The sequence below is a fragment of the Kitasatospora sp. NPDC018058 genome (assembly GCF_044327205.1).
Classification (GTDB): domain Bacteria; phylum Actinomycetota; class Actinomycetes; order Streptomycetales; family Streptomycetaceae; genus Kitasatospora.
Map to the genome: position 1 here is coordinate 466,896 of NZ_JBIRFA010000001.1, position 20,972 is coordinate 487,867.

19 protein-coding genes are annotated in these 20,972 nt (G+C 71.6%); 10 read left to right on the plus strand and 9 right to left on the minus strand.

The genetic code is table 11. From position 1 onward, the window contains the following. Positions 1 to 475: 475 nt before the first annotated feature. Complete coding sequence (gene mce, locus ACH4E7_RS02085; RefSeq protein WP_396247150.1) at positions 476 to 919, minus strand: methylmalonyl-CoA epimerase; 444 nt, start codon at positions 917 to 919, stop codon at positions 476 to 478. Positions 920 to 1,165: 246 nt separating this feature from the next. Here mce and ACH4E7_RS02090 point away from each other — a divergent pair, with 246 nt between their 5' ends. After that, entirely contained in the window at positions 1,166 to 2,359 is a 1,194-nt protein-coding gene (locus ACH4E7_RS02090) for an acetyl-CoA C-acetyltransferase (protein WP_396247054.1), read from the plus strand. Positions 2,360 to 2,477: 118 nt separating this feature from the next. Beyond that, entirely contained in the window at positions 2,478 to 3,434 is a 957-nt protein-coding gene (gene meaB / locus ACH4E7_RS02095; protein WP_396247055.1) for a methylmalonyl Co-A mutase-associated GTPase MeaB, read from the plus strand. A 201-nt stretch (positions 3,435 to 3,635) separates the two neighbouring features. Here meaB and ACH4E7_RS02100 read toward each other — a convergent pair whose 3' ends face one another. The 5 genes from ACH4E7_RS02100 to ACH4E7_RS02120 form a co-directional block, all read right to left on the minus strand. Further along, positions 3,636 to 4,151 (minus strand): MarR family winged helix-turn-helix transcriptional regulator, encoded by a 516-nt coding sequence (locus ACH4E7_RS02100; protein WP_396247056.1) that lies wholly within the window; start codon positions 4,149 to 4,151, stop codon positions 3,636 to 3,638. 40 nt (positions 4,152 to 4,191) lie between these two features. Further along, positions 4,192 to 4,992 (minus strand): AIM24 family protein, encoded by an 801-nt coding sequence (locus ACH4E7_RS02105; protein ID WP_396247151.1) that lies wholly within the window; start codon positions 4,990 to 4,992, stop codon positions 4,192 to 4,194. 185 nt (positions 4,993 to 5,177) lie between these two features. Next, complete coding sequence (locus ACH4E7_RS02110; RefSeq protein WP_396247057.1) at positions 5,178 to 5,828, minus strand: AIM24 family protein; 651 nt, start codon at positions 5,826 to 5,828, stop codon at positions 5,178 to 5,180. After that, complete coding sequence (locus ACH4E7_RS02115) at positions 5,828 to 6,466, minus strand: AIM24 family protein (RefSeq protein WP_396247058.1); 639 nt, start codon at positions 6,464 to 6,466, stop codon at positions 5,828 to 5,830. Before ACH4E7_RS02115 ends, ACH4E7_RS02110 begins: the two co-directional genes overlap by 1 nt. Before the next feature lie 92 nt (positions 6,467 to 6,558). Beyond that, positions 6,559 to 7,362: a DUF2127 domain-containing protein gene (locus ACH4E7_RS02120; RefSeq protein WP_396247059.1), complete on the minus strand. Its 804-nt coding sequence runs from the start codon at positions 7,360 to 7,362 to the stop codon at positions 6,559 to 6,561. Positions 7,363 to 7,653: 291 nt separating this feature from the next. Between ACH4E7_RS02120 and ACH4E7_RS02125 the strand changes: the two genes are divergently transcribed. Continuing rightward, positions 7,654 to 7,971, plus strand: a complete 318-nt coding sequence (locus ACH4E7_RS02125) for a DUF3817 domain-containing protein (RefSeq protein WP_396247060.1) — start codon at positions 7,654 to 7,656, stop codon at positions 7,969 to 7,971. 100 nt (positions 7,972 to 8,071) lie between these two features. Here the strand turns inward: ACH4E7_RS02125 and ACH4E7_RS02130 are convergent, their stop codons facing one another. Both ACH4E7_RS02130 and ACH4E7_RS02135 read right to left on the minus strand, forming a co-directional pair. After that, positions 8,072 to 9,700 carry a M4 family metallopeptidase gene (locus ACH4E7_RS02130; protein ID WP_396247061.1) on the minus strand — a complete coding sequence of 543 codons (1,629 nt, stop codon included), beginning with the start codon at positions 9,698 to 9,700 and terminating at the stop codon, positions 8,072 to 8,074. A gap of 446 nt (positions 9,701 to 10,146) precedes the next feature. Further along, complete coding sequence (locus tag ACH4E7_RS02135) at positions 10,147 to 11,775, minus strand: M4 family metallopeptidase (RefSeq protein ID WP_396247062.1); 1,629 nt, start codon at positions 11,773 to 11,775, stop codon at positions 10,147 to 10,149. A 497-nt stretch (positions 11,776 to 12,272) separates the two neighbouring features. Between ACH4E7_RS02135 and ACH4E7_RS02140 the strand changes: the two genes are divergently transcribed. From ACH4E7_RS02140 to ACH4E7_RS02150, 3 genes are all read left to right on the plus strand, one after another. Next, entirely contained in the window at positions 12,273 to 12,809 is a 537-nt protein-coding gene (locus ACH4E7_RS02140) for a MarR family winged helix-turn-helix transcriptional regulator (RefSeq protein ID WP_396247063.1), read from the plus strand. 76 nt (positions 12,810 to 12,885) lie between these two features. Then, the gene (locus ACH4E7_RS02145; RefSeq protein WP_355671438.1) at positions 12,886 to 13,224 is read left to right on the plus strand and encodes a DUF3817 domain-containing protein; all 339 of its coding nucleotides are present in this window, start codon (positions 12,886 to 12,888) and stop codon (positions 13,222 to 13,224) included. A 198-nt stretch (positions 13,225 to 13,422) separates the two neighbouring features. Further along, complete coding sequence (locus ACH4E7_RS02150) at positions 13,423 to 15,108, plus strand: methylmalonyl-CoA mutase (RefSeq protein WP_396247064.1); 1,686 nt, start codon at positions 13,423 to 13,425, stop codon at positions 15,106 to 15,108. Positions 15,109 to 15,177: 69 nt separating this feature from the next. Here the strand turns inward: ACH4E7_RS02150 and ACH4E7_RS02155 are convergent, their stop codons facing one another. Further along, on the minus strand, positions 15,178 to 15,849 hold the full coding sequence (locus ACH4E7_RS02155) for a TetR/AcrR family transcriptional regulator (RefSeq protein WP_396247065.1): 672 nt from the start codon (positions 15,847 to 15,849) through the stop codon (positions 15,178 to 15,180). 365 nt (positions 15,850 to 16,214) lie between these two features. Between ACH4E7_RS02155 and ACH4E7_RS02160 the strand changes: the two genes are divergently transcribed. The 4 genes from ACH4E7_RS02160 to ACH4E7_RS02175 all read left to right on the plus strand — a co-directional run bounded on the left by ACH4E7_RS02160 (position 16,215) and on the right by ACH4E7_RS02175 (position 20,906). Then, positions 16,215 to 17,210: a tetratricopeptide repeat protein gene (locus tag ACH4E7_RS02160; RefSeq protein ID WP_396247066.1), complete on the plus strand. Its 996-nt coding sequence runs from the start codon at positions 16,215 to 16,217 to the stop codon at positions 17,208 to 17,210. 735 nt (positions 17,211 to 17,945) lie between these two features. Further along, complete coding sequence (locus ACH4E7_RS02165; RefSeq protein WP_396247067.1) at positions 17,946 to 18,617, plus strand: DUF6230 family protein; 672 nt, start codon at positions 17,946 to 17,948, stop codon at positions 18,615 to 18,617. 154 nt (positions 18,618 to 18,771) lie between these two features. After that, on the plus strand, positions 18,772 to 19,458 hold the full coding sequence (locus tag ACH4E7_RS02170; protein ID WP_396247068.1) for a DUF6114 domain-containing protein: 687 nt from the start codon (positions 18,772 to 18,774) through the stop codon (positions 19,456 to 19,458). Next, on the plus strand, positions 19,455 to 20,906 hold the full coding sequence (locus ACH4E7_RS02175; protein ID WP_396247069.1) for a hypothetical protein: 1,452 nt from the start codon (positions 19,455 to 19,457) through the stop codon (positions 20,904 to 20,906). Before ACH4E7_RS02170 ends, ACH4E7_RS02175 begins: the two co-directional genes overlap by 4 nt. Positions 20,907 to 20,972: the final 66 nt, after the last annotated feature.

A 20,972-nucleotide genomic window follows, 5' to 3' on the forward strand; every position in this document is an offset into this window, starting at 1 on the left:
GGCCGGTCCCGGGCTCCCGTGCTGGGTGCCGGTCCGACTGGTCCTTGCATCCGCGGCCATGGACGACCCCCGGCCAAGCCGGGGCCGTCCGCCGCGGTCGTCGGAATCCTCGGTGCGGGAGCGCGGGGGTGCCGCGTTCCCCCGTCCGGGTGGACTCCTGGGCGAACTCTTGCCTGTGGAGAATGGTGACAGATCCGTCTTGCGACTGTTCAGCCGTGCCCGCGAAATGGACTCCCCTGCGACGGGCCGACCACCGGAGGGCGGACGGGCCTGTCTTCGGCCGTGCCCGTCTCCTCCGTCCCCCGGAGTCCTCGTGCACCTGGGCATTGTAGTGGGAGCGCACCGCGGGGGAATGGCCGCGTAGGGGTTTTCCGGCCGTCGGACCAGGTTACTGACGGGTCGCTAGGGTCGACCCCCGGGGTGCCGCCCCGGGGCGGGCGGCACCGCGCGGGCTCTCAGCGCCCTTCGTGGGGCCTCAATGTCCTTCGCGGGCGCCCGGATCGGCCGAGGTGACCAGCTCGGTCAGCACGCCGCCGCAGTCCTTGGGGTGCAGGAAAGTGATCCGCGAGCCCATCGAGCCGATCCGCGGCTGCTCGTAGAGGACCCGGACGCCCTTGCCCCGGATGGCCTCGGCGTCGCCGTCGACGTCGGCGGTGCCGAAGGCGATGTGGTGCACGCCCTCGCCGTTCTTCTCCAGCCACTTGGCGACGGTGGAGTCCGGCCGGGTGGGCTCCAGCAGCTGGAGGTACGAGGCGCCGCCGTCGTCCGTCCCGTTGATCCGGAGCATGGCCTCGCGGACGCCCTGCTCTTCGTTGACCTCGCTGTGGAACACCTCGAAGCCGTAGGTGGCGCGGTAGAACTCGACCGTCTTGTCGAGGTCTCGGCAGGCGATGCCGATGTGGTCGATACGGGTCAGCACGGCGACCTCCGGGGCAGGTAGGGATGAAGGTGGCACCCAGTGCAGCGTACGGGCCTCAAGCCGCGCCAGCGCCCGGGGTGCGAGCCTGCTCACACGGGGCAGGGTTCACCCGGATCGTGTTGACACGGTGTTGACTGGATGGTGCCAGTGCGCTCGATCACACCGTCGCTCCGGTGACGGGCGGAAAACGGGTCAGTACATTGAGCGCATCCTCACCTGGCCACGACGTGCGAAGGGGCCCGTCCCATGACCAACACCACCTCTGTGATCGTCGCCGGTGCGCGGACCCCGATGGGTCGCCTGCTCGGCTCTCTCAAGGGCTTCTCCGGTGCCGAGCTCGGCGGCTTCGCGATCAAGGGCGCGCTGGAGCGGGCCGGGATCACGGGTGACCAGGTCCAGTACGTGATCATGGGCCAGGTGCTGCAGGCCGGCGCCGGCCAGATCCCGGCCCGCCAGGCCGCCGTCAAGGCCGGCATCCCGATGAACGTCCCGGCGCTGACCATCAACAAGGTCTGCCTCTCCGGCCTGGACGCCATCGCGCTGGCCGACCAGCTGATCCGGGCCGGCGAGTTCGACATCGTCGTGGCCGGCGGCCAGGAGTCGATGACCAACGCCCCGCACCTGCTGCCGAAGTCCCGCGAGGGCTTCAAGTACGGTGCGATCGGGATGCTCGACGCGATGGCCCACGACGGCCTGACCGACGCTTACGAGAACATCCCGATGGGCGAGTCCACCGAGAAGCACAACACCCGCCTGGGCATCGCCCGCGAGGTCCAGGACGAGATCGCCGCCGCCTCGCACCAGCGGGCCGCCAAGGCGCAGGCCGACGGCGTCTTCGACGCCGAGATCGTCCCGGTCGCCATCCCGCAGCGCAAGGGCGAGCCGGTGCTGTTCAGCCAGGACGAGGGCATCCGCGCCGACACCACCGTCGAGGGCCTGGCCAAGCTCCGCCCGGCCTTCGCCAAGGACGGCACCATCACCGCCGGCACCTCCTCGCAGATCTCCGACGGCGCCGCCGCCGTGGTCGTGATGAGCAAGGCCAAGGCCGAGGAGCTGGGCCTGACCTGGATCGCCGAGATCGGCGCCCACGGCAACGTGGCCGGCCCGGACAACTCGCTGCAGTCGCAGCCGTCCAACGCGATCAAGCACGCGCTGTCCAAGGAGGGGCTGGCGGTCTCCGACCTCGACCTGATCGAGATCAACGAGGCCTTCGCGGCCGTCGCCCACCAGTCGATGAAGGATCTGGGCGTCTCCGCCGACATCGTCAACGTCAACGGCGGCGCGATCGCCCTCGGCCACCCGATCGGCATGTCCGGCGCCCGCGTGGTGCTGACCCTGGCGCTGGAGCTGCAGCGCCGCGGCGGCGGCGTCGGCGCGGCCGCGCTGTGCGGCGGCGGCGGCCAGGGCGACGCGCTGATCGTGCGCGTGCCGAAGGCCTGATCGCTGACCTGACTTCCGGGGCTGCGGACCGCCACAAGTGGTCCGCAGCCCCTTCGGCATCTGCCGACTACCGCCGGCACCTGCCGACATCCGCCGGCATCTGCGCAAGGAGATCCCCATGATCGATGTCGCCACGCTGGTCGAGCAGGCCCGGGAGGGCCGGCCGCGGGCGGTCGCCCGGCTGATCACGCTGGTCGAGAACGCCGCCCCGCAGCTGCGGGAGGCGATGGCCGCGCTCGCGCCGTACACCGGGCAGGCCTACACGGTGGGCCTGACCGGCTCGCCCGGGGTCGGCAAGTCCACGTCCACCTCGGCGCTGGTCTCCGCCTACCGGCGGCTCGGCAAGCGGGTCGGGGTACTGGCCGTCGACCCGTCCTCGCCGTTCTCCGGCGGGGCGCTGCTGGGCGACCGGGTCCGGATGCAGGACCACGCGACCGACCCCGAGGTGTTCATCCGCTCGATGGCCACCCGCGGCCACCTCGGCGGGCTGTCCTGGGCGGCGCCGCAGGCGCTGCGGGTGCTGGACGCGGCCGGCTGCGAGGTGATCCTGGTCGAGACCGTCGGCGTGGGGCAGTCCGAGGTCGAGATCGCCGCCCAGGCCGACACCGCCGTGGTGCTGCTGGCCCCCGGAATGGGCGACGGGATCCAGGCCGCCAAGGCCGGCATCCTGGAGATCGGCGACGTCTTCGTGGTCAACAAGGCCGACCGGGACGGCGCCGACGCCACCGCCCGGGAGCTCAACCACATGCTGGGCCTCGGCGAGGCCCGGGAGGCGGGGGACTGGCGCCCGCCGATCGTCAAGACCGTCGCGGCCCGCGGCGAGGGCGTGGACGAGGTGGTCGAGGCGCTGGAGAAGCACCGCGCCTGGCTGGAGGAGCACGGCGAGCTGGCGGCGCGCCGCCGCCGCAGGGCCGCCCAGGAGATCGAGGCGATCGCGCTGGCCGAGCTGCGCGCCCGGATCGGCGACCTCTCCGGGGACCGCCACCTGGTCGGGCTGGCCGAGCGGGTGGTCGCGGGCGAACTGGACCCGTACGGGGCGGCCGACGAACTGGTGGCCGGTCTGACGCAGCGCTGAGTGCGGCCGTCCGCCTGGTGATCCGCCTCCTCTGATCGCCCCCGTCGCCGCTTCGGCATGACCGGAGCGGCGACGGCGTTGTCCGGGCCCTCTGCGCAGGAAGTCGGTCAGGTCGACTTCCTGCGCAGAGGGCTCCGCGATGCGTACCGCCCCGCCGCGATCACGATCGCGGCGGGGCGGAGAGAAACGGTGGTGGTCGCCTTAGGAGCGGCCGCGCAGGCCGCGCAGGTGTTCGGCGACCGGGGCCAGCGCCTCGTACATGGCGTCCAGCTGTTCCGGGGTGAAGCGGTCGATGAAGTGCGCCCGGACGCTGCGGACGTGGTCCGGGGCGACCCGCTGCATGGTCGCCCAGCCCTGTTCGGTGAGGTGGGCGTAGAGGCCGCGGCGGTCGCCGGGACACTCCTGGCGCAGCACCAGGCCGGCGTTCTCCATCCGGGTGATCTGGTGCGAGAGTCGGCTCTTGGACTGCAGGGTGGCGGTCGCGAGGTCGGTCATCCGCATCCGGTGGTCGGGGGCCTCGGAGAGGACGACCAGGATCTCGTAGTCGTTGATCGCCAGGTTGTGGGGTTGGAGCTCGCGGCTGAGCTGGTACTCCAACAGCTTGGCGACCTCCAGGTGGGCGCGCCACATCCGCTGCTCCCTGGCGGTCAGCCAGGGAGTCTCCTCCTCGGGCAGCGACGGAGGGTTGTCCGCAGTGTCGATCGTGTGCGCATCCATGAGACTCAGCATAGCCGATTTAGTTCAAACTTGTACAAGTTTACAGGCCGAAACGGCGACCGAGTTCGCCCAGGTTACCGAAGCCCGGCGTGCCGGGGTTCCCGCCGACGTGGGCCTGCTGGGTGGGCACCCCGCCGACCGGGACGCCCGCCTCGGCGTCCACCACGCCGACCGACCGCTCGGCCAGTAGCTTCTCGCTGGACTGGATCAGCACCTGCCCGGCGCCGATGAACTCGAACTGGTGCTCCTCGCCCGAGGCGCCGCCGATGCCGGTCAGTCGCCGCAGCCCGCCGACCACCCCGTGCAGGTACTCGTGGTCGTAGTGGTGGCACGGCGCCGGGCAGTCCGCCCAGCCGACCAGTGCCTGCGGGTCCACCCGGATCGGCGGCTCGACGAAGTGCACCGGCCCGTTGGAGGCGGCGACGAAGCGGCCGGTGCCGATCAGGGTCAGGAAGCCCGGGATGATCGACTGCTTGAGCCGCAGCGTCGGGTCGAAGGCGAGCAGGTTGCCGGAGCGGACGGTCAGGTTGCCGTCGTCCAGGTCGTAGGAGTTGAGGTCGAAGGCGCGGTCGGCCAGCAGCAGCTTGCCGGTGCCCTGGGCGACCACCCAGTCCGTCGCGTGCAGCGGGGAGTTGAAGTGCTGCCCGAGAACCCGGTCGATCATCCCGGCGCCGACGCCGCGGAAGGTGATGTCGCCGTAGTAGGCGACCATCTTGCCCTTCTGCAGGAAGTAGGAGCCGTTCAGGTCGACCGCGAAGGCGTACGGGTTGACGTTGTCGTCGGCCGGCAGGGTGTACGCGTCGTACACCACCGGGCCCTCACCGCCGCGGGTGGTCGGCAGCGGGGCCTGCACGCCGCCGAACTGCTCCTCGGCGTAGGCCTGTTGAGGGGGCTGCGGCGGGTAAGCGGGCGGCGGGTAGCCCTGCGGCGGGCCGTAGTCCGGCGGGACCGGCGGCACCGCGAAGCCCGGCTGGGTCGGCTGGTCGTGCGGCGACTGCCCGTACGGCGGCTGCGGCGGGTGGGACATCAGAGCTTCTCCTCGCTCGCCTGGACGTACACCGCGCCCTGCCCGGACAGCTCCAGCTGGAACGCCTCGCCGGAGCCGCGGCCGATCATCTCGCGCCAGCCGATCGCCGTGGACAGCTTGTTGCGCACCTCGCCGCGGTGCGCCACGTACGCCTGCGGGTCGACGTGCACCGGCTGGCCCGGGGTGATCGGCAGTTCGAAGACGCCGCCGTGGGCCATCACCGCGACCGAGCCGTGGCCCTCCAGCCGGGTGGTGAACAGGCCCTGCCCGCTGACCTGGCCGCGGACCATGCCCATCACCCCGCCCTGGGAGCCCAGGAACACGGTGGACTGGCGCAGCGTGCCCTCGAAGGCGAGCAGCCGGTCCGCCTCGACGAACAGGGTGTCGCCGACCAGGTCGATCACCTGGACGTGGTGGCCGCCGTGGCCGAACATCACCCGGCCGTGACCCTCGACGGTCATCAGCGGGGTGTCCTCGTTGGCGACCCGGCGGCCGATCATCGACATGACCCCGCCCTGGCCGCCGGTGATGTTCGGGGTGAACCGGACGTCGCCGGTGTACGCGATCATCGCGCCGCGCTGGCTGAACAGCCGCTGCCCGGGCACCACCTGGGCCTCGACCAGCTTGCCGTTGATCCGGGCGAAGCCCATCAGACGTCACCCCCGATGGTGACCTTCTCCGAGGGCTGGACGTACACCAGGCCCTCGCCGGTGAACTCGATCTGGACGGCCTCGCCGCCACCCTCGCCGATCACCGTGGTCCAGCCCGCGCCGGACTTGAGGCTGCGGTGCAGGCTGCCGGTGTGCGCGAGGTACGCGCCCGGGTCGACCCGCAGCGGCATGTCCTTGCCGACCCGCAGGATGACGGCGGGCCCGTTGGAGGTGACGGCGGCCCAGCCGTGGCCCTCCACCTTGGTGGTGAAGAGGCCGTTGCCGGAGGAGACGCCGTTCAGCCCGGTGAAGCTGGTGCCGGTGTGCAGGCCGGCCTCCGTGCAGAGCAGGTTGTCCGACTCGACGTAGAGCGTCTCGCCGCCCAGCCGGACCAGGTTGATCTCGGTGGCCTTGTCGGCGAAGTAGCAGGTGCCCTGCCCCTTCACCTCCATGACGGTCATCCGCTCGCCGGTGAGTCTGCGGGCGACCATGCCGCGCAGTCCGTCCCCGCCGCCGGTCAGCTTCTTGAAGGTCATCTGGCCGGTGTAGGCGACCATCGAGCCGTGCCGGGCCTTGACGGCGTCGCCGGCCAACTCGACGGCGAGCACCCGCGATCCCTGGAGTCTGAACTGTGCCACGGCCGCAATCTAGCTTTTTCGGGCGCGGTCGGGGGAGAGGGCGGGGACGAACTGGTACGGGTCTGGGACAAACCGGGTGGTGAATGCGCCGGTCAGGCGCGGGCGTGCGCCCCGTGGCCGTGGCCGGGGTGCGGGGCGGTGCCGGCCGCCTCCTCGACCTCCAGCAGCGAGGCCGAGTGGCGCTCCGCCTCGAAGGCCACCGCGCCACCGCGCAGGCCGAACAGGCGCTTGGAGAGCATGATCCACAGCACCGCGGCGATGTTCAGGGCCAGTGTGCAGATCTTCACCGCGCTGACGTGCTCGTGCAGCTCGTAGCCCTCCAGCGGCAGGAAGGCCGCCGTGGCGACCACCGTCAGGTACTCGGCCCAGCGCTTGCCCAGCCAGAGGCCGACCGCCTCGACGATCTCGATCAGCGCGTAGGCGACCAGCGCGCCCGCGACGATCAGCAGGGTCTTCTTCTGGTAGCCGAAGGTCTTGCGGATCGTCTCGACGATCGGGGCGTGGTCGAGGTCCCAGTGGAAGTGGTCGGCGACCGGCTTGAAGATCGTGAGGTCCTCGTCGAAGACCCGCTGCACGGACTCCTGGCTGTTGGAGAACTTCCAGACGCCCCACGCCATCAGGATGATGATGACGCCGCGCAGCACTCGCTCGACGGCGAGGAAGCGCAGGATGAAGAGGTCCCGCAGGGCCTTGCCGCGCGGCACCAGCGGGGCGTTCGCGGCCGGGCCGGAGCCGTGCGGTGCGCCCAGCGCGAAGTCCCCGCAGCGCAGGCAGCGCCAGGCGTCGCCGACGGCGGTGGCGGCGTGCAGCCGGGAGGCCAGCTCGGGCTCGGTCGGCGCGTAGGTGATGTGCCCGCGCTTGGCGCAGGTCCTGCGGTCCCAGTCCCGCTTGAACATGGTGTGGCCACCCCCGTGTGCGATGTGTTCCGCGCCCGGATCGGTGGGCGCGCGGGCAAGAGGATAGGGGGTGCGGGCGACGGTTCGTCGCGGTCGGTCGCGAATCCGGCGCACAGCTGTGACATCGCGGGCGTGTCGGGAGCGCCCGTAGGGGCGGCCGCTGTGAGATCGGGCACGGTGGCCACCCCCGGTCCGGGGCTCGGACGTGCGCTCGGTGATAATGGCCGGAAGGCTTGTGAGTCGCTTCACAAGCGTCCCCGCGCCTTCGACCCCCGTATTGAGGTATCCATCGTGAACAGCAGCGCCGTCCACCGCCTGCGCCTGGTCTCTGCCCCCGAGGGGGTCTCCTTCGTCCTGCTGCTGATCTGCTCGGTGCTGAAGCGGACCACGTCCTTCGACGCCGTGCCGGTGATGGGCATGGTCCACGGCATCCTGTTCATCCTGTACGCGATCTTCTGGATCCAGGCCTGGCAGGCGCAGAAGTGGGACGCCAAGCGCGGCGTCCTGCTGTTCGTGCTCTCGGTGCTGCCCTTCGGCGGCTTCGTCGCCGAACAGATGCTCGGCCGCGAGGAGCGCGGGGAGCTGAAGCCCGCCGCCACCACCGCCTGACGCGAACGCGTGGACGGTCGACAGGCTGCCACGGCCTCCTCTCCCAAAGGGCCGCGGCAGCCTGTCGCCGTTTCTTACCGGGAGTGGTTCAGGACACGCCCTAGCCGACGTTCACCCCGCTCCAGGCCGCGGCCACCGCCTTGTACTCGGCGCTGGTCGCGCCGTACAGGTCGGAGGCGGCCTTCAGGGTCGCGGTGCGGGCGGCCTTGTAGTTGGTGGTGGAGGTGAAGTAGACGGTCAGTGCGCGGTACCAGATCGCGGCCGCCTTGTCCCGCCCGATGCCGGTCACCTTCGAGCCGTTCGAGGTCGGGCTGTTGTAGTTGTAGCCGTTGATGCTCTTGGCGCCGCTGCCCTCGGCGAGCAGGTAGAAGAAGTGGTTGGCGACGCCGGACGAGTAGTGGACGTCCAGGTTGCCGACGCCGGAGGACCAGGAGTCCGCGGACTTGCCGTCCAGGGAGGGCTTGTCCATGTAGCGCAGCGGCTTGCCGTTGCCGAAGAGGTTGAGCTTCTCGCCGATCCAGTAGTTCGGCGGGTTCGCCGGCAGGTTGGCCGACCACTCGACCATGGTGCCGAAGATGTCCGAGGTGGCCTCGTTGAGGCCGCCGGACTCGCCGGAGTAGATCAGTCCGGCGGTGGCGGAGGTGACGCCGTGGGTCATCTCGTGGCCGGAGACGTCGATGGCGGTCAGCGGGTGGGTGTTGCCGGAGCCGTCGCCGTACGTCATGCAGAAGCAGGAGTCGTTCCAGAACGCGTTGACGTAGTTGGAGCCGTAGTGGACCCGGCTGGTGGCGCCGACGCCGTTGTTCTTGATGCCGTTGCGGTTGAACGTCTTCTTGTAGTAGTCCCAGGTGGCCGCTGCGCCGAACTGGGCGTCCACGGCGGCGGATTGGCGGTTGGAGGCCAGGCCGTTGCCCCAGCTGTTGCTGGTGCCGGTGAAGAGCGAACCGCTGCCCGAGGTGGCGCCCTTCAGGTCGGTGGTGGACTGGTTGCCCCGGGTGGCGTCCTTGAGCGAGTAGGTCGAGCCGCTCTGGGTGGTGGTGAGCGTGACGGTGCCGACGTTGACGCCCTTGCCGGTGCCGGTCGCGGTCTGGAACTCCTCGTGGGTGGAGAGCAGTTCGCCGGTCGCCGCGTCGGTGACCACCTGCTGGCTGCTCGGGGTGCCGTCGGCCCGCTCGCCGCGCACCACCGTGCGGTGGGCCAGTCGCGGGTTGCCGTCGGTGGCCCAGACCACCAGTTCGGCGGCGCCGGCGCCGTCCACCCGGCTGAGCGCCGACTCGTCCTCGTCGGCGGCCAGGCCCACGGTCGCCCGCACCGCGGCGGTGGCCTGCTCGGCCGCCTGGTCGGCGGTCAGGCCCGGGTTCGTGCCGGGCAGTGCCAGTCGGCCGGCGAAGGCGCGGTCCACCGAGCTCACCGAGCCGTCGGGGCGCTGGTGGACGACCAGGTCGCCGCCGAGCACCGGCAGGCCGGCGTAGGTCCGCTCGTAGCGCAGGTGCCGGGCGCCGTCGGCGTCGACCACGGCGTCCTTGACCACCAGCCGTTCCTGGTCGCCGAGGGCCAGCTGCCGGGCGAGCGGGGCGCTCTGGGCGGCGGCCAGCGCGAGCGGCGCGGCGGACAGCTGGTCGGGTGCGGGGGCGGCGGCCTGGGCGGCGGGGAGGGCGGCGATCTGGACGACGCCGGCCAGCAGGGCGGTGGCGGAGAGTACGGCCGGGAGGGTCAGCTTTCGCTTCACGTAGGGGGTTCCTTCCACGAGACCCGCGCTTTCCTGCGGGTGCGCCGCGTACCGGGGCGCCGGGGTTGGCGCCGTTGGGGCGGTAGGGCGCGGACGTGCTGCTCCCGTGCGGCTTCTGGCGGTCCGTCGGATGGGTGGGGGCGACGGGGCGTCGGACGGGGGCTTGGTCAGAAGCATGACAATCCGTGGCGGCGAAGGACAGGGCGCCGTCGGGGATTGGCCAGGAGTCGCCAGCGCCGGTACGGATGGTTCGGCTGCCGCCCATTGCCCGGAATCCGCGGTTCGTCCCGCTGGCGGGACCCCGCCAGCCGGTCGGCCTTGACGGCCTCCGGGGCCGGCGGAGTCCTGGGCGCGGGGTGGGCGGCACCCTGGCGCGGGCACGGGTGGACGCCCGGGGCCTACCCTCCGATGAGGCCCCGGGCGTCCTGCTCGCCGTGCGCCGTACGTCAGTTGACGTTCACGGCGCTCCAGGTGGCGGCGACGGCGTTGTACTCGGCGCTGGAGGCGCCGTACAGGTCGGCCGCGGCCTTGAGGGTGCCGGTGCGGGCCGCCGCGTAGTTGGTGGTGGAGGTGAAGTAGGTGGTCAGCGCCTTGTACCAGATCTGCGCGGCCTTGTCCCGGCCGATGCCGGCGAGGGTGGAGCCGTTGTAGGTCGGGCTGTTGTAGCTGACGCCGTTGATGCTCTTGGCGCCGCTGCCCTCGGCGAGCAGGTAGAAGAAGTGGTTGGCCACGCCCGAGGAGTAGTGGACGTCCAGGCCGCCGATCGAGGAGGACCAGTAGTCGGCCGAGCGGCCGTCCTTGGACGGCTGGTCCATGTAGCGCAGCGGCTTGCCGTCACCGTTGATGTTGATCTGCTCGCCGATCAGGTAGTCCGGCTTGTCGGCGGGCAGGTTGGCGTACCACTCGACCATGGTGCCGAAGATGTCCGAGGTGGCCTCGTTGAGGCCGCCGGACTCACCGGAGTAGTTGAGGCCCGCGGTGGCGGAGGTGACGCCGTGGGTCATCTCGTGGCCGGCCACGTCCAGCGCGGTCAGCGGGTGGGTGTTGCTCGCGCCGTCGCCGTACGTCATGCAGAAGCAGCTGTCGCTCCAGAACGCGTTGACGTAGTTGGAGCCGTAGTGGACCCGGCTGGTGGCGCCCACGCCGTCGTTCTTGATGCCGTTGCGGCCGAAGGTGTTCTTGTAGAAGTCCCAGGTGGCCGCGGCGCCGTATTGGGCGTCCACGGCGGCGGACTCCGGGTTGGAGACCAGGCCGTTGCCGAAGGAGTCGGTGGTGTTGGCGACCAGGGTGCCGGAGCCGGAGGTCCTGTTCTTCAGGTTGAAGGTGGACTGGCCGCCGCGGGTGGCGTCCTTCAGCTGGTACGAGGAGCCGCTCTGGGTGGTGGTCAGCGGGACGGTGCCGACGAAGACGCCCTTGCCGGTGCCGGAGGCGGTCTGCACCTGCTCGTGGGTGGAGAGCACCTGGCCGGTGGCGGCGTCGGTGACCAGCAGCTGGCTGCTCGGGGTGCCGTCGGCGCGCAGGCCCTCGACGGTGGTGCGGTAGGCCAGGCGCGGGTTGCCGTCGGTGGCCCAGACGACCAGCTCGGCCTTGCCGGCCTGGTGCACCTCGGTCAGCGGGGACTCGTCCTCGTCGACGGTGATGCCGACGGTGGACTGCACGGCGCCGGTCGCCTGGGCGGCGGCCTTGTCCGCCGGGATCTGCGGGGTGAGGCTCGGCAGGGCGAGCTGCGCGCCGACGGCCTTGTCCACGGCGGTGGTCGAGCCGTCCGCCTTCTGGTGCACCACCAGGTCTCCGCCCAGGACGGGGAGGCCCGCGAAGGTGCGCTCGTAGCGGAAGTGGCGGGAGCCGTCGGCGTCCACCACGACGTCCTTGGCCACCAGTTGCTCCTGGCCACCCAGGGTCAGGGCGTGCGCCACCTTGCCCGCCTGGCCGTTGGCCAGGGCGATCAGGTCGGCGCGCTGCTGCGTGGCCCGGGCGTGCGGGGCGGGATCCGCCTGGGCGGCGCTGACCTGGACGACGCCGGTGAGCAGGGCGGTGGCGGAGAGTACGGCGACTGCGGCGAGCTTTCGCTTCACGGACGAGTCCTTCCGGGAAACCGCGTGTGGGCGCGGTCGCACCTCGTCCCGGGGGCCGGGGTCGGCACCTGAGGGGCGGAACGGGCGCTGACGTGCGAGAACCCCGAGCGGTCGTGCGGCTGCCACCTGTGGGGTGGGGGTGGTGGCTGTCGAACGGGGTTGGCGGAAAGCATGACAATCGAGCAAATCAAATGACAGGTCTTCTTCATGAATTGGCCAAGTCCCGCCAAGGACGGGGAATGTGAACGGAAGGACAAAAGGGACCTTTTACCCGGACTTTCAGCGGGTTACGGTCCGAACCGGGGCCTGATAGCGCGGTGTTGGGACCTTCGGCGGCCAACCCCCTTGCGCCGTAGCGCTGTTGCCGCGCGTTCACACCGGCGCAATGTCCAGGTATGGACCTGGCCGCCCGGTTGGCGGGATCCCGCCACGCGTCGCACTTGTCCACCATCAGGACGGCTGGTAGCACACGTCCCGTCCGCCGGTACGGTAAGGAGGTGGCCAAGCCCCTCGCACTCGACTTCGACCCGATCGCCCGCGCCGACGAACTGTGGGCCCGCCGCTGGGGCGCCGTGCCCTCGATGGCGGCGATCACCTCGATCATGCGCGCCCACCAGATCCTGCTCTCCAGGGTCGACGCGGTGCTCAAGCCGTACGGGCTGACCTTCGCCCGGTACGAGGCGCTGGTGCTGTTGACCTTCAGCCGGACCGGCGAGCTCTCGCTGTCCAAGATCGGCGAGCGGCTGATGGTCCACCCGACGAGCGTCACCAACACCGTCGACCGGCTGGAGCGGGCCGGCCTGGTCGCCCGCCGCCCCAACCCGCTGGACGGCCGCGGGGTGCTCGCCTCGATCACCCGGCGCGGCCGCGAAGTGGTCGAGGACGCCACCCGGGAGCTGATGGCGATGGAGTTCGGGCTGGAGGAGTACGGCCCCGAGCAGTGCCGTCAGGTGTTCGAGCTCCTCAAGCCGCTGCGGATCGCGGCCGGGGACTTCGCCGAGCCGGACGAGGGGGCTGCGAAGGAGCAGCCGTGAGGACGGCTACCCTCGTGGGAGCGGTGCGCGGATCCGGGCGTACCGGCCGAAACTGCCGAGCGAGGCGAGGAAGAGTATGAAGGCGACCCCCCTGCTGGGCTGGTACCGCGGCCTGGCCATTGCGACCGGTGTGGCACTGCTGGTGTTCTGCGGCTTCATGGTGGCGAAGTACGGCTTCGACACGGCCGCGGACGTGACCACCTACGTCGCGATGCTGCACGGCTACCTCTACATCGGGTACTTCATCGTGACCTTCCTGCTCGGGCAGAAGCTGAAGTGGCCGCTCGGCCGGCTGGTGCTGACCCTGGCGGCGGGCTGCATCCCCTTCCTCTCCTTCGTCTTCGAGCGCCGGGTGGCCCGCGAGGCCGCCGAGCGCCTCCCGGCGGGCGACGCCCGCCAGCCGGCCGGCGTCTGAGTCGAGAAGCTCCGCGAGAGCGCTCCTTCCCTGATCGGGGGAGGGGCGCTCTCGGCGTTTCCGGGGCGGTCGTCCGTCGGTGCGCGCCCCTTGCCGACTGCCATCGACAACTGCTAGGACGTCCGAGTAAATTAGTAGGACGTCCTAATAGCTGTGCCGCCCGGTGCCGTGGCGGCCGTACGGAGCGGAGTTCGGCCCATGGACGCCGAGGAGATCGAGCGCGGACGGCAGCGCTGGCAGCAGCGGTACGACAAGGCCCGCAAGCGGGACGCGGACTTCACCACCCTCTCCGGCGACGAGGTCGAGCCGGTGTACGGACCCGCCCCCGGGCAGGCCGTCGAGGGCTTCGAGCGGATCGGCTGGCCGGGCGAGTACCCGTTCACCCGCGGGCTGCACCCCACCGGCTATCGGGGCCGCACCTGGACCATCCGCCAGTTCGCCGGCTTCGGCAACGCGCAGCAGACCAACGAGCGCTACCGGATGATCCTGGACGCGGGCGGCGGCGGCCTCTCGGTCGCCTTCGACATGCCCACCCTGATGGGCTACGACTCCGACGACCCCAAGTCGCTCGGCGAGGTCGGTCACTGCGGCGTGGCCATCGACTCGGCCGCCGACATGGAGGTGCTGTTCAACGGCATCCCGCTCGGCGAGGTCACCACCTCGATGACGATCAGCGGCCCGGCCGTCCCGATCTTCTGCATGTACCTGGTCGCCGCCGAGCGCCAGGGCGTGGACCCGGCGGTGCTCAACGGCACCCTGCAGACGGACATCTTCAAGGAGTACATCGCCCAGAAGGAGTGGCTCTTCGCCCCCGAGCCGCACCTGCGCCTGATCGGCGACCTGATGGAGCACTGCGCCAAGGGCATCCCGGCGTACAAGCCGCTGTCCGTCTCCGGCTACCACATCCGCGAGGCCGGGGCGACGGCCGCGCAGGAGCTGGCGTACACCCTCGCGGACGGCTTCGCCTACGTCGAGCTGGGCCTGTCCCGCGGCCTGGACGTGGACGTCTTCGCACCCGGTCTGTCCTTCTTCTTCGACGCGCACCTGGACTTCTTCGAGGAGATCGCCAAGTTCCGCGCCGCGCGCCGGATCTGGGCCCGCTGGATGCGCGACCGCTTCGGCGCCAAGACCGACAAGGCGCAGTGGCTGCGCTTCCACACCCAGACCGCCGGCGTCTCGCTCACCGCGCAGCAGCCGTACAACAACGTGGTGCGCACCGCCGTCGAGGCGCTCTCCGCGGTGCTCGGCGGCACCAACTCGCTGCACACCAACGCGCTGGACGAGACCCTGGCGCTGCCCTCCGAGCAGGCCGCCGAGATCGCGCTGCGCACCCAGCAGGTGCTGATGGAGGAAACCGGCGTCACCAACGTGGCCGACCCGCTGGGCGGTTCGTGGTACGTCGAGGCGCTGACCGACCGGATCGAGCAGCAGGCCGAGGCGATCTTCCAGCGGATCCTCGACAAGGGCCGCGAGGGCCACGAGATCGGCCCGATCACCTCCGGCATCCTGCGCGGCATCGAGGAGGGCTGGTTCACCGGCGAGATCGCCGAGGCGGCCTTCCAGTACCAGCAGTCGGTGGAGAAGGGCGAGAAGCGCGTGGTCGGCGTCAACTGCCACCCGCGCAGCGTCACCCCCGACCTGGAGATCCTGCGGGTCAGCCACGAGGTCGAGCGCGAGCAGGTGCGCGTGCTGGGCGAGCGCAAGGCGGCCCGGGACGAGGCCGCGGTGCGCGCCGGGCTGGACGCCATGCTGGCGGCGGCCCGCTCGGGTGAGTCGATGATCCCGCCGATGCTGGACGCGGTGCGCGCCGAGGCGACCCTCGGCGAGATCTGCAACGCGCTGCGGCAGGAGTGGGGCACGTACCAGGAGAACGCGGCGTTCTGACCGTCCGAGCCGGCGGGTGAGCCGGCGAAGCCGCCGTACGGGGTTCCGTACGGCGGCTTCGGCATGCCCTCAGCCGGTGGTGAGCGGCCCGAGCAGCAGGTCGGTGAAGCGGCGGGTCCACGCCGGGGTGATCGGCTCGCCGCTGACCAGGACGCGGTGCTCGACCGTGCCGGCGATGGTGTCGAAGATGATGTCGACCTCCTCGTGGGCCGACTCGGCGTCGGTGTCCGGCTCCAGTTCGCCGCGCGCCTGGGCGGCCGCCCGGCCCTGCCGGACCAGCCGCTTCTGCGGGTCCACGATCGCCTCGCGGATCCGGCGGCGCAGCTGCGGGTCGCGGGTGCCCTCGGCGAACAGCGCGAGCAGCGCGGCCTGGGTCTCCGGGCGGGCCAGCAGGTCGGCGAACTGGCCGACCACGGCCTCGATGTCGTCCCGCAGGTTGCCCAGGTCGGGCATCACGAGTTCGTCGAAGAGGCTGGCGACGGCGTCCACCACGAGCTCGTTCTTGGACGGCCAGCGGCGGTAGAGGGTGGTCTTGGCGACCCCGGCCCGGGTGGCCACGTGGCCCATGGTCATGCCGCCCCAGCCGAGTTCGGCGAGGGCTTCGCGGGTGGCGTCGAGGATCGCGAGGTCGGCGGCGGCGCTGCGCGGGCGGCCCTTGGCCCGGGACGCGTTCGCCCCCTCCTGGGCTGTGCCGCCCCGGACTGTGCTGTCCGGGCTCGCGGAGGGCTGGGCGGCCGGCACCGGGTCTCCTTGCGCTTTACTGGTAAGTAACTTGGGTGGGGCAGGTAACGGTAGCGACTGTTCGTCGATTCGGGCAGCCGGGCGGACCGGGAAAGTGGGGCAGGTCACGTCCTCGAACCGTCGGTTGGGCTTGCGGCCGGGGCACCGACTCCAGTTACGCTACGACCTGTAGCGAAAGCAGTGACAACCAGGCGCCGCATCCGTGGGACGGGGGCGGCGCGGGTGCGGGTGGGGATCCGCGCCGAACGGTTCAGGCTACCGGGGGAGGGGCGCAGCGTCCGGGAACCCGTCGCCGCGCAGCCCGCGCGGGGCGACTTTCCCGAGGTTGGTGCCCGCGAGCAGCGCGGACGGGGGAGGATGGTGCCATGCAGCCACGGAATTCGCGTCTCAACAGCTCCGCCCTGCGCGGTGCGGTCGACCTCGCCGCAGTGAAGGCGGCCGGCGAGGCCGCCCAGAAGGCCGAGCAGGCCCGGGCCGAGCGGGCCCGTCAGGCGAGCGCCGCCGAAGCGGCCGGAGTCGCCCCCGCCCAGTCCGCCGCCTACCGGCTCGTCATCGACGTCACCGAGGACGACTTCGAGGCCGAGGTCGTCCAGCGCTCCACCGAGGTGCCGGTCGTCATCGACTTCTGGGCCGAGTGGTGCGGCCCCTGCAAGCAGCTCAGCCCGATCCTTGAGGGCCTGGCCGAGGAGTACGCCGGCCAGTTCGTGCTCGCCAAGATCGACGTGGACGCCAACCCGCTGATCGCCCAGCAGTTCGGCATCCAGGGCATCCCGGCCGTGATGGCCGTGGTGGCCGGCCAGCTGGTGCCGCTGTTCCAGGGCGCGGAGAGCGCCGCCAACATCCGCAAGGTGCTGGACCAGCTGATCCTGGTCGCCGAGCAGCGCTTCGGCATCTCCGGCGGCGCGGTCGCCCCGGGCGAGGCCCCGGCCGCCGCCCCGCAGCGGCCCGAGGACCCGGCGCTGTCCGCGGCGCACGACGCGCTGGACGCCGGCGACCTGGGCGGCGCCATCCAGGCGTACAAGAACGTGCTGACCGAGCAGCCGGGCAACACCGAGGCCAAGCTGGGCCTGGCCCAGGCCGAACTGCTGCGGCGGGTCGAGGGCCTGGACCTGCAGACCGTCCGGGCGGCGGCCGCGGCCGACCCGAAGAACGTCGAGGTCCAGCTGCAGGCGGCCGACCTGGACCTGGTGGGCGGTCATGTCGAGGACGCCTTCGGGCGCCTGGTGGACACCGTCGGCCGGACCTTCGGCGAGGACCGGGACACCGCCCGGCTGCGTCTGCTGGAGCTGTTCGAGGTGATCGGCGCCGAGGACCCGCGGGTCGTCGCGGCCCGGACGGCGCTGGCGCGCGTGCTGTTCTGAGCCCGGCTCCGGCCGTTTCACGCCGGGTTCGGTCGGGGTGCTGGCACTGCGTGCCTGGCACGGCGGATGACCTGCGGTGTCGCTGGAGATTTGGCGACAATCCGGTCAACCGGACAGAGGTTTACCAAATCTTGATTTCACCCGTGGGTGGTCACGTTCAGTGACCACCCACGGGTGTTTCATTGGTGTTTCCGGCGGATTTCGCCGACATGCTTCCCCCAAGACGTCACGCAGGGTGCAATTTCGGACGTTTTCATGATCAACGTCACTCGATGTTGCATTACCCGTCAGTAAGGCACCCCTTGTGCTTCGCCCGGGATTCAAGCACGATCGGCCACGCCCGGTCCCAGACTCCACACCCTCCGACAGCCGGTCGGCCAACGCGGAGCGCGGGATCCCCACCGGGTGATCCGCCGGCCCCGGCCGGCGGTAGGGAGGGCAGGGGGGTATCCGCGGTCCCACGGCGGTTCCTGTCCTCGACCGGCCGCGCGGCCCTGCGCGGTCGCTGGTTGTCGCTCGGGGGTGATCGCCGATGTCGTCGGTCCGACCCGTCGTCCCGCAAGGACGGCCGGTTTCGGGACGGGAGTGCCGCATAGCGCCGGCCGCTCCCGCGTCCGACGACGCCCAAGGCGCTCTCCGCTACCGAGGACGTAGCTCTCTCCCATCCCAGGCCCCCACCGGCGCGGGACGCGCCGCCGGGGAGCCGGAGATGTACGTCCTAGAAGGAGGACTCGCATGTCCAAGACCTACGGCAAGACCCGCTGGAAGCGCTTCGCCCTGGTGATGGTGCCGAGCGTCGCGGCCACCGCGATGGTCGGCGTCTCGATCGCCAACAGCGCGCTCGCCGCCTCGTTCAGCATTTCCGGCCAGCAGTTCAAGGTCAGCACCGACCAGCTGCACGGCACCAACTTCGCCCAGTTCGGTTCCGTCGACATCGAGGCGAACGGCAAGCCGCACCCGGTCGCGGTCTCGGCCTTCGACCACGCCGACATCACCAACCTGTGCCAGTCGGTGGTGACCGACCTGTCCGGGTTCGGCCTGGGCAAGATCACCCTGCAGCTGCACGCCGGCACCGAGGCGGGCAAGCCGGTTCAGGCCGACAACCTGCTGATCGACCTTGAGCAGCTGAAGGCGGACGCGACCTTCACCAACATCAACATCGGTCAGGACGCCTCCACCCTCTCCGGCACGGCCACCCAGGGCTGGGCCCCGCACCCGGGCGTCACCAAGGCGGGCGGCGGCGCGGGTCTGCCGTCCGGTCCGACCGGCTTCGCCCAGTCCGCCCAGAAGGCCGACCTGAGCAGCGTTCAGCAGACCGCGCGGGCCACCTCGGCCGGCACGTTCAAGCTGAACGGCCTGAGCCTCGCGCTGAAGAGCGGCGACGGCGCGGGCAACGAGTGCTTCTGAGCCTCGTCTGACATTCCGGACCGAGTCTGACGGCACGCCTCCGGGCGCGCCGGGGCGACGGATCCACCTGGGGCCGGGGGCGGCGGGCGACCGCCGTACCCGGCCCACCCTCCTTTTTTGTTCTTCCCTCGTAGCGACGTCGAGGAGTTGCACCATGTCCAGCGCAACGGTCGAGACGCGGCCCCGTCAGCAGAACCCCGTCGGGTGGCTCTGGCGGCACTTCCGTGAATTCCGCCGCACCAGGCCCTTCTGGGGCGGCCTGCTGGCCATGATCGCCGGCGTCCCGATCCTCTACTTCCCGTACGCGCACCTGTCGTTCGGCGGGCTGACCATCGCGATGTCCACCACGGCGGGCGCCGGGTCGCTGATCATCGGGGTGCTGATGATCATCCTCGGCGTGACCGCCTGGTTCCAGCCCGCCGTGCGGGTCTTCGGCGGCATCGCGACCATCCTGCTGACCCTGGTGTCGATCCCGGTCTCCAACCTCGCGGGCTTCGGGATGGCGCTGCTGCCGGGCCTGATCGGCGGCGGACTGATGGTCTCCTGGGCGCCGCTGCCGGAGCCGAAGGCCGAGTCGGTCAAGGGGCGGCGCGTGCGCCGGGCCGAGAAGGCGGGTGACGACGCGGTGGCGGAGAGCGTCGCCACGGCCGAGACCGCCACCGCCGAGACCGCCACCGCCGCGGGAGAGACCGCCACGGCCCGGATCGCCGAGGCCGCCGAGGCGCCCACCGCGAAGCTGCCTGCCCAGGGCGGGCCCGAGGAGCCCGCGGCGGCCGAGCCCGCCGCCGAGGCCGCCGTCCCGCAGCAGGGCGGTGCCGGGGACCAGGAGGAGGCGCGGTGACCGGGTCGGCCGAGCAAGCAGAGGGCGCGGCCGTCCCCACGCAGCGCTCCGGCCGGCACGCGGCGCCCCGCACGCCGGTCCGGGTCCGGCTGAGAGGCCGCGCGCTGGCGATGGCCGCGGTGCCGACGGCGCTGCTGATGGCCGCCGCCTACACGCCCAACCCGGCGGTCGCCGAGTCCGCGGCGGGCAAGCCCTGCCCCACCGCGCCCGCCGCCGTCCCGGACGTCGCGCCGATCGAGACGCCGGTCCCCAAGAGCGAGCTGCCCGAGCCGCCGCCCGGCCCGTCCGCTACGCCCACCGGGGCCCCGGCCTCCGGGGCGACCGCCGTGCCCTCGACCGGACCGAGCTCGGTGCCCACCCAGGCGCCGACGACCGCGCCGACCACCTCGCCGGTGAAGCCGCCGGCCGCCACGACGCCCACCTCGCCGGTGAAGCCGCCCGTGGTGCGCTCCGCCGACACCACCGGCGCGGGCGCGGTGAGCGCGGTCTACCAGGGCACCGGCACCGGGACGGCCACCGCGAGCCAGGCCGGTCTGATCGACGACATCGTCGGCGGCGTCAACCACCTGCTGAACCCGGGCGGTTCGGCCAGCCCGGCACCGAGTGCCACGCCGACCGCCACCCCCGCGCCGACCGCCACCCAGGCCCCGGCCGCCCCGGCCCCGCGGGTCGGCACTCCGGCGCAGCCCGCCCAGCCGCAGGCCCCGGCCGCCGGTGCCCAGCAGGCCGCGCCGCCCGCCGGGCAGTCCTCGGGCGGCCAGCCCTCGCCGGCCGCCGCCGCGCCGACCGGCAAGGCCGGCTCCACGACAGCCCCGTCCGCGACCCCCTCGGCGGGCGCCTCGGCGACCCCGACGCCGAGCGGGAGCGCCTCCGGTACGCCGTCCGCCTCGCCTACCGCGAACCCCAACTGCACGGTGGACACCCGGAGTCTGACCGCCGGCGCGGCCTCCTCCGGACATGTCGTCCCGGAGCAGAACTGGACACTGCAGACCAGCCGCCTGGCCCTGCACGGCTCGGTCTTCCACGGCGTCTACGACGTGAAGACCCCGACCGGCACCAAGCGGGTGCTGAAGTTCGTGGTCGACAGCGTGGACATCGACAATCTCGACATGTCGACTCTGGAGGGCAATGGCGTCACCTTCCACGTCCAGGGCGCGCCGGGCTCGACCTCGACCATGCGCAACGGCCCGGTCACCATGTACGTGGAGCGGCTCTCCGGCCACCTGTCCAAGGTGCTCGGCCTGCCGATCCCGATCGATCTGGGCGAGATCACCCTCACCCCGGACACCCTGCCGCGCTGGCTGTACGACCTGATCGGCGCCATCCCGATCCCGCTGGACCTGGAGCTGACCCAGGTCACCGCCAAGCAGGCCGGCCAGTTCGGCGGCACCCTGCACATCCCCGGGATGCACATGTTCAACGACAACGCGCCCTACAGCGACAAGTAGTCGACGCCGTAACGCCGATGGGGCGGCCCTCCCGTGAAGGAGGACCGCCCCACCGGCGTTCGTACT

What these genes read in the sequence shown, in the direction of transcription:
- ACH4E7_RS02090 (WP_396247054.1), top strand. Translation starts at nt 1,166, where the DNA reads ATGACCAACACCACCTCTGTGATCGTCGCCGGTGCGCGGACCCCGATG.
- meaB (WP_396247055.1), top strand. Translation starts at nt 2,478, where the DNA reads ATGATCGATGTCGCCACGCTGGTCGAGCAGGCCCGGGAGGGCCGGCCG.
- ACH4E7_RS02100 (WP_396247056.1), bottom strand. Translation starts at nt 4,151, where the DNA reads ATGGATGCGCACACGATCGACACTGCGGACAACCCTCCGTCGCTGCCC.
- ACH4E7_RS02110 (WP_396247057.1), bottom strand. Translation starts at nt 5,828, where the DNA reads ATGGGCTTCGCCCGGATCAACGGCAAGCTGGTCGAGGCCCAGGTGGTG.
- ACH4E7_RS02120 (WP_396247059.1), bottom strand. Translation starts at nt 7,362, where the DNA reads ATGTTCAAGCGGGACTGGGACCGCAGGACCTGCGCCAAGCGCGGGCAC.
- ACH4E7_RS02145 (WP_355671438.1), top strand. Translation starts at nt 12,886, where the DNA reads ATGAAGGCGACCCCCCTGCTGGGCTGGTACCGCGGCCTGGCCATTGCG.
- ACH4E7_RS02150 (WP_396247064.1), top strand. Translation starts at nt 13,423, where the DNA reads ATGGACGCCGAGGAGATCGAGCGCGGACGGCAGCGCTGGCAGCAGCGG.
- ACH4E7_RS02160 (WP_396247066.1), top strand. Translation starts at nt 16,215, where the DNA reads ATGCAGCCACGGAATTCGCGTCTCAACAGCTCCGCCCTGCGCGGTGCG.
- ACH4E7_RS02165 (WP_396247067.1), top strand. Translation starts at nt 17,946, where the DNA reads ATGTCCAAGACCTACGGCAAGACCCGCTGGAAGCGCTTCGCCCTGGTG.
- ACH4E7_RS02170 (WP_396247068.1), top strand. Translation starts at nt 18,772, where the DNA reads ATGTCCAGCGCAACGGTCGAGACGCGGCCCCGTCAGCAGAACCCCGTC.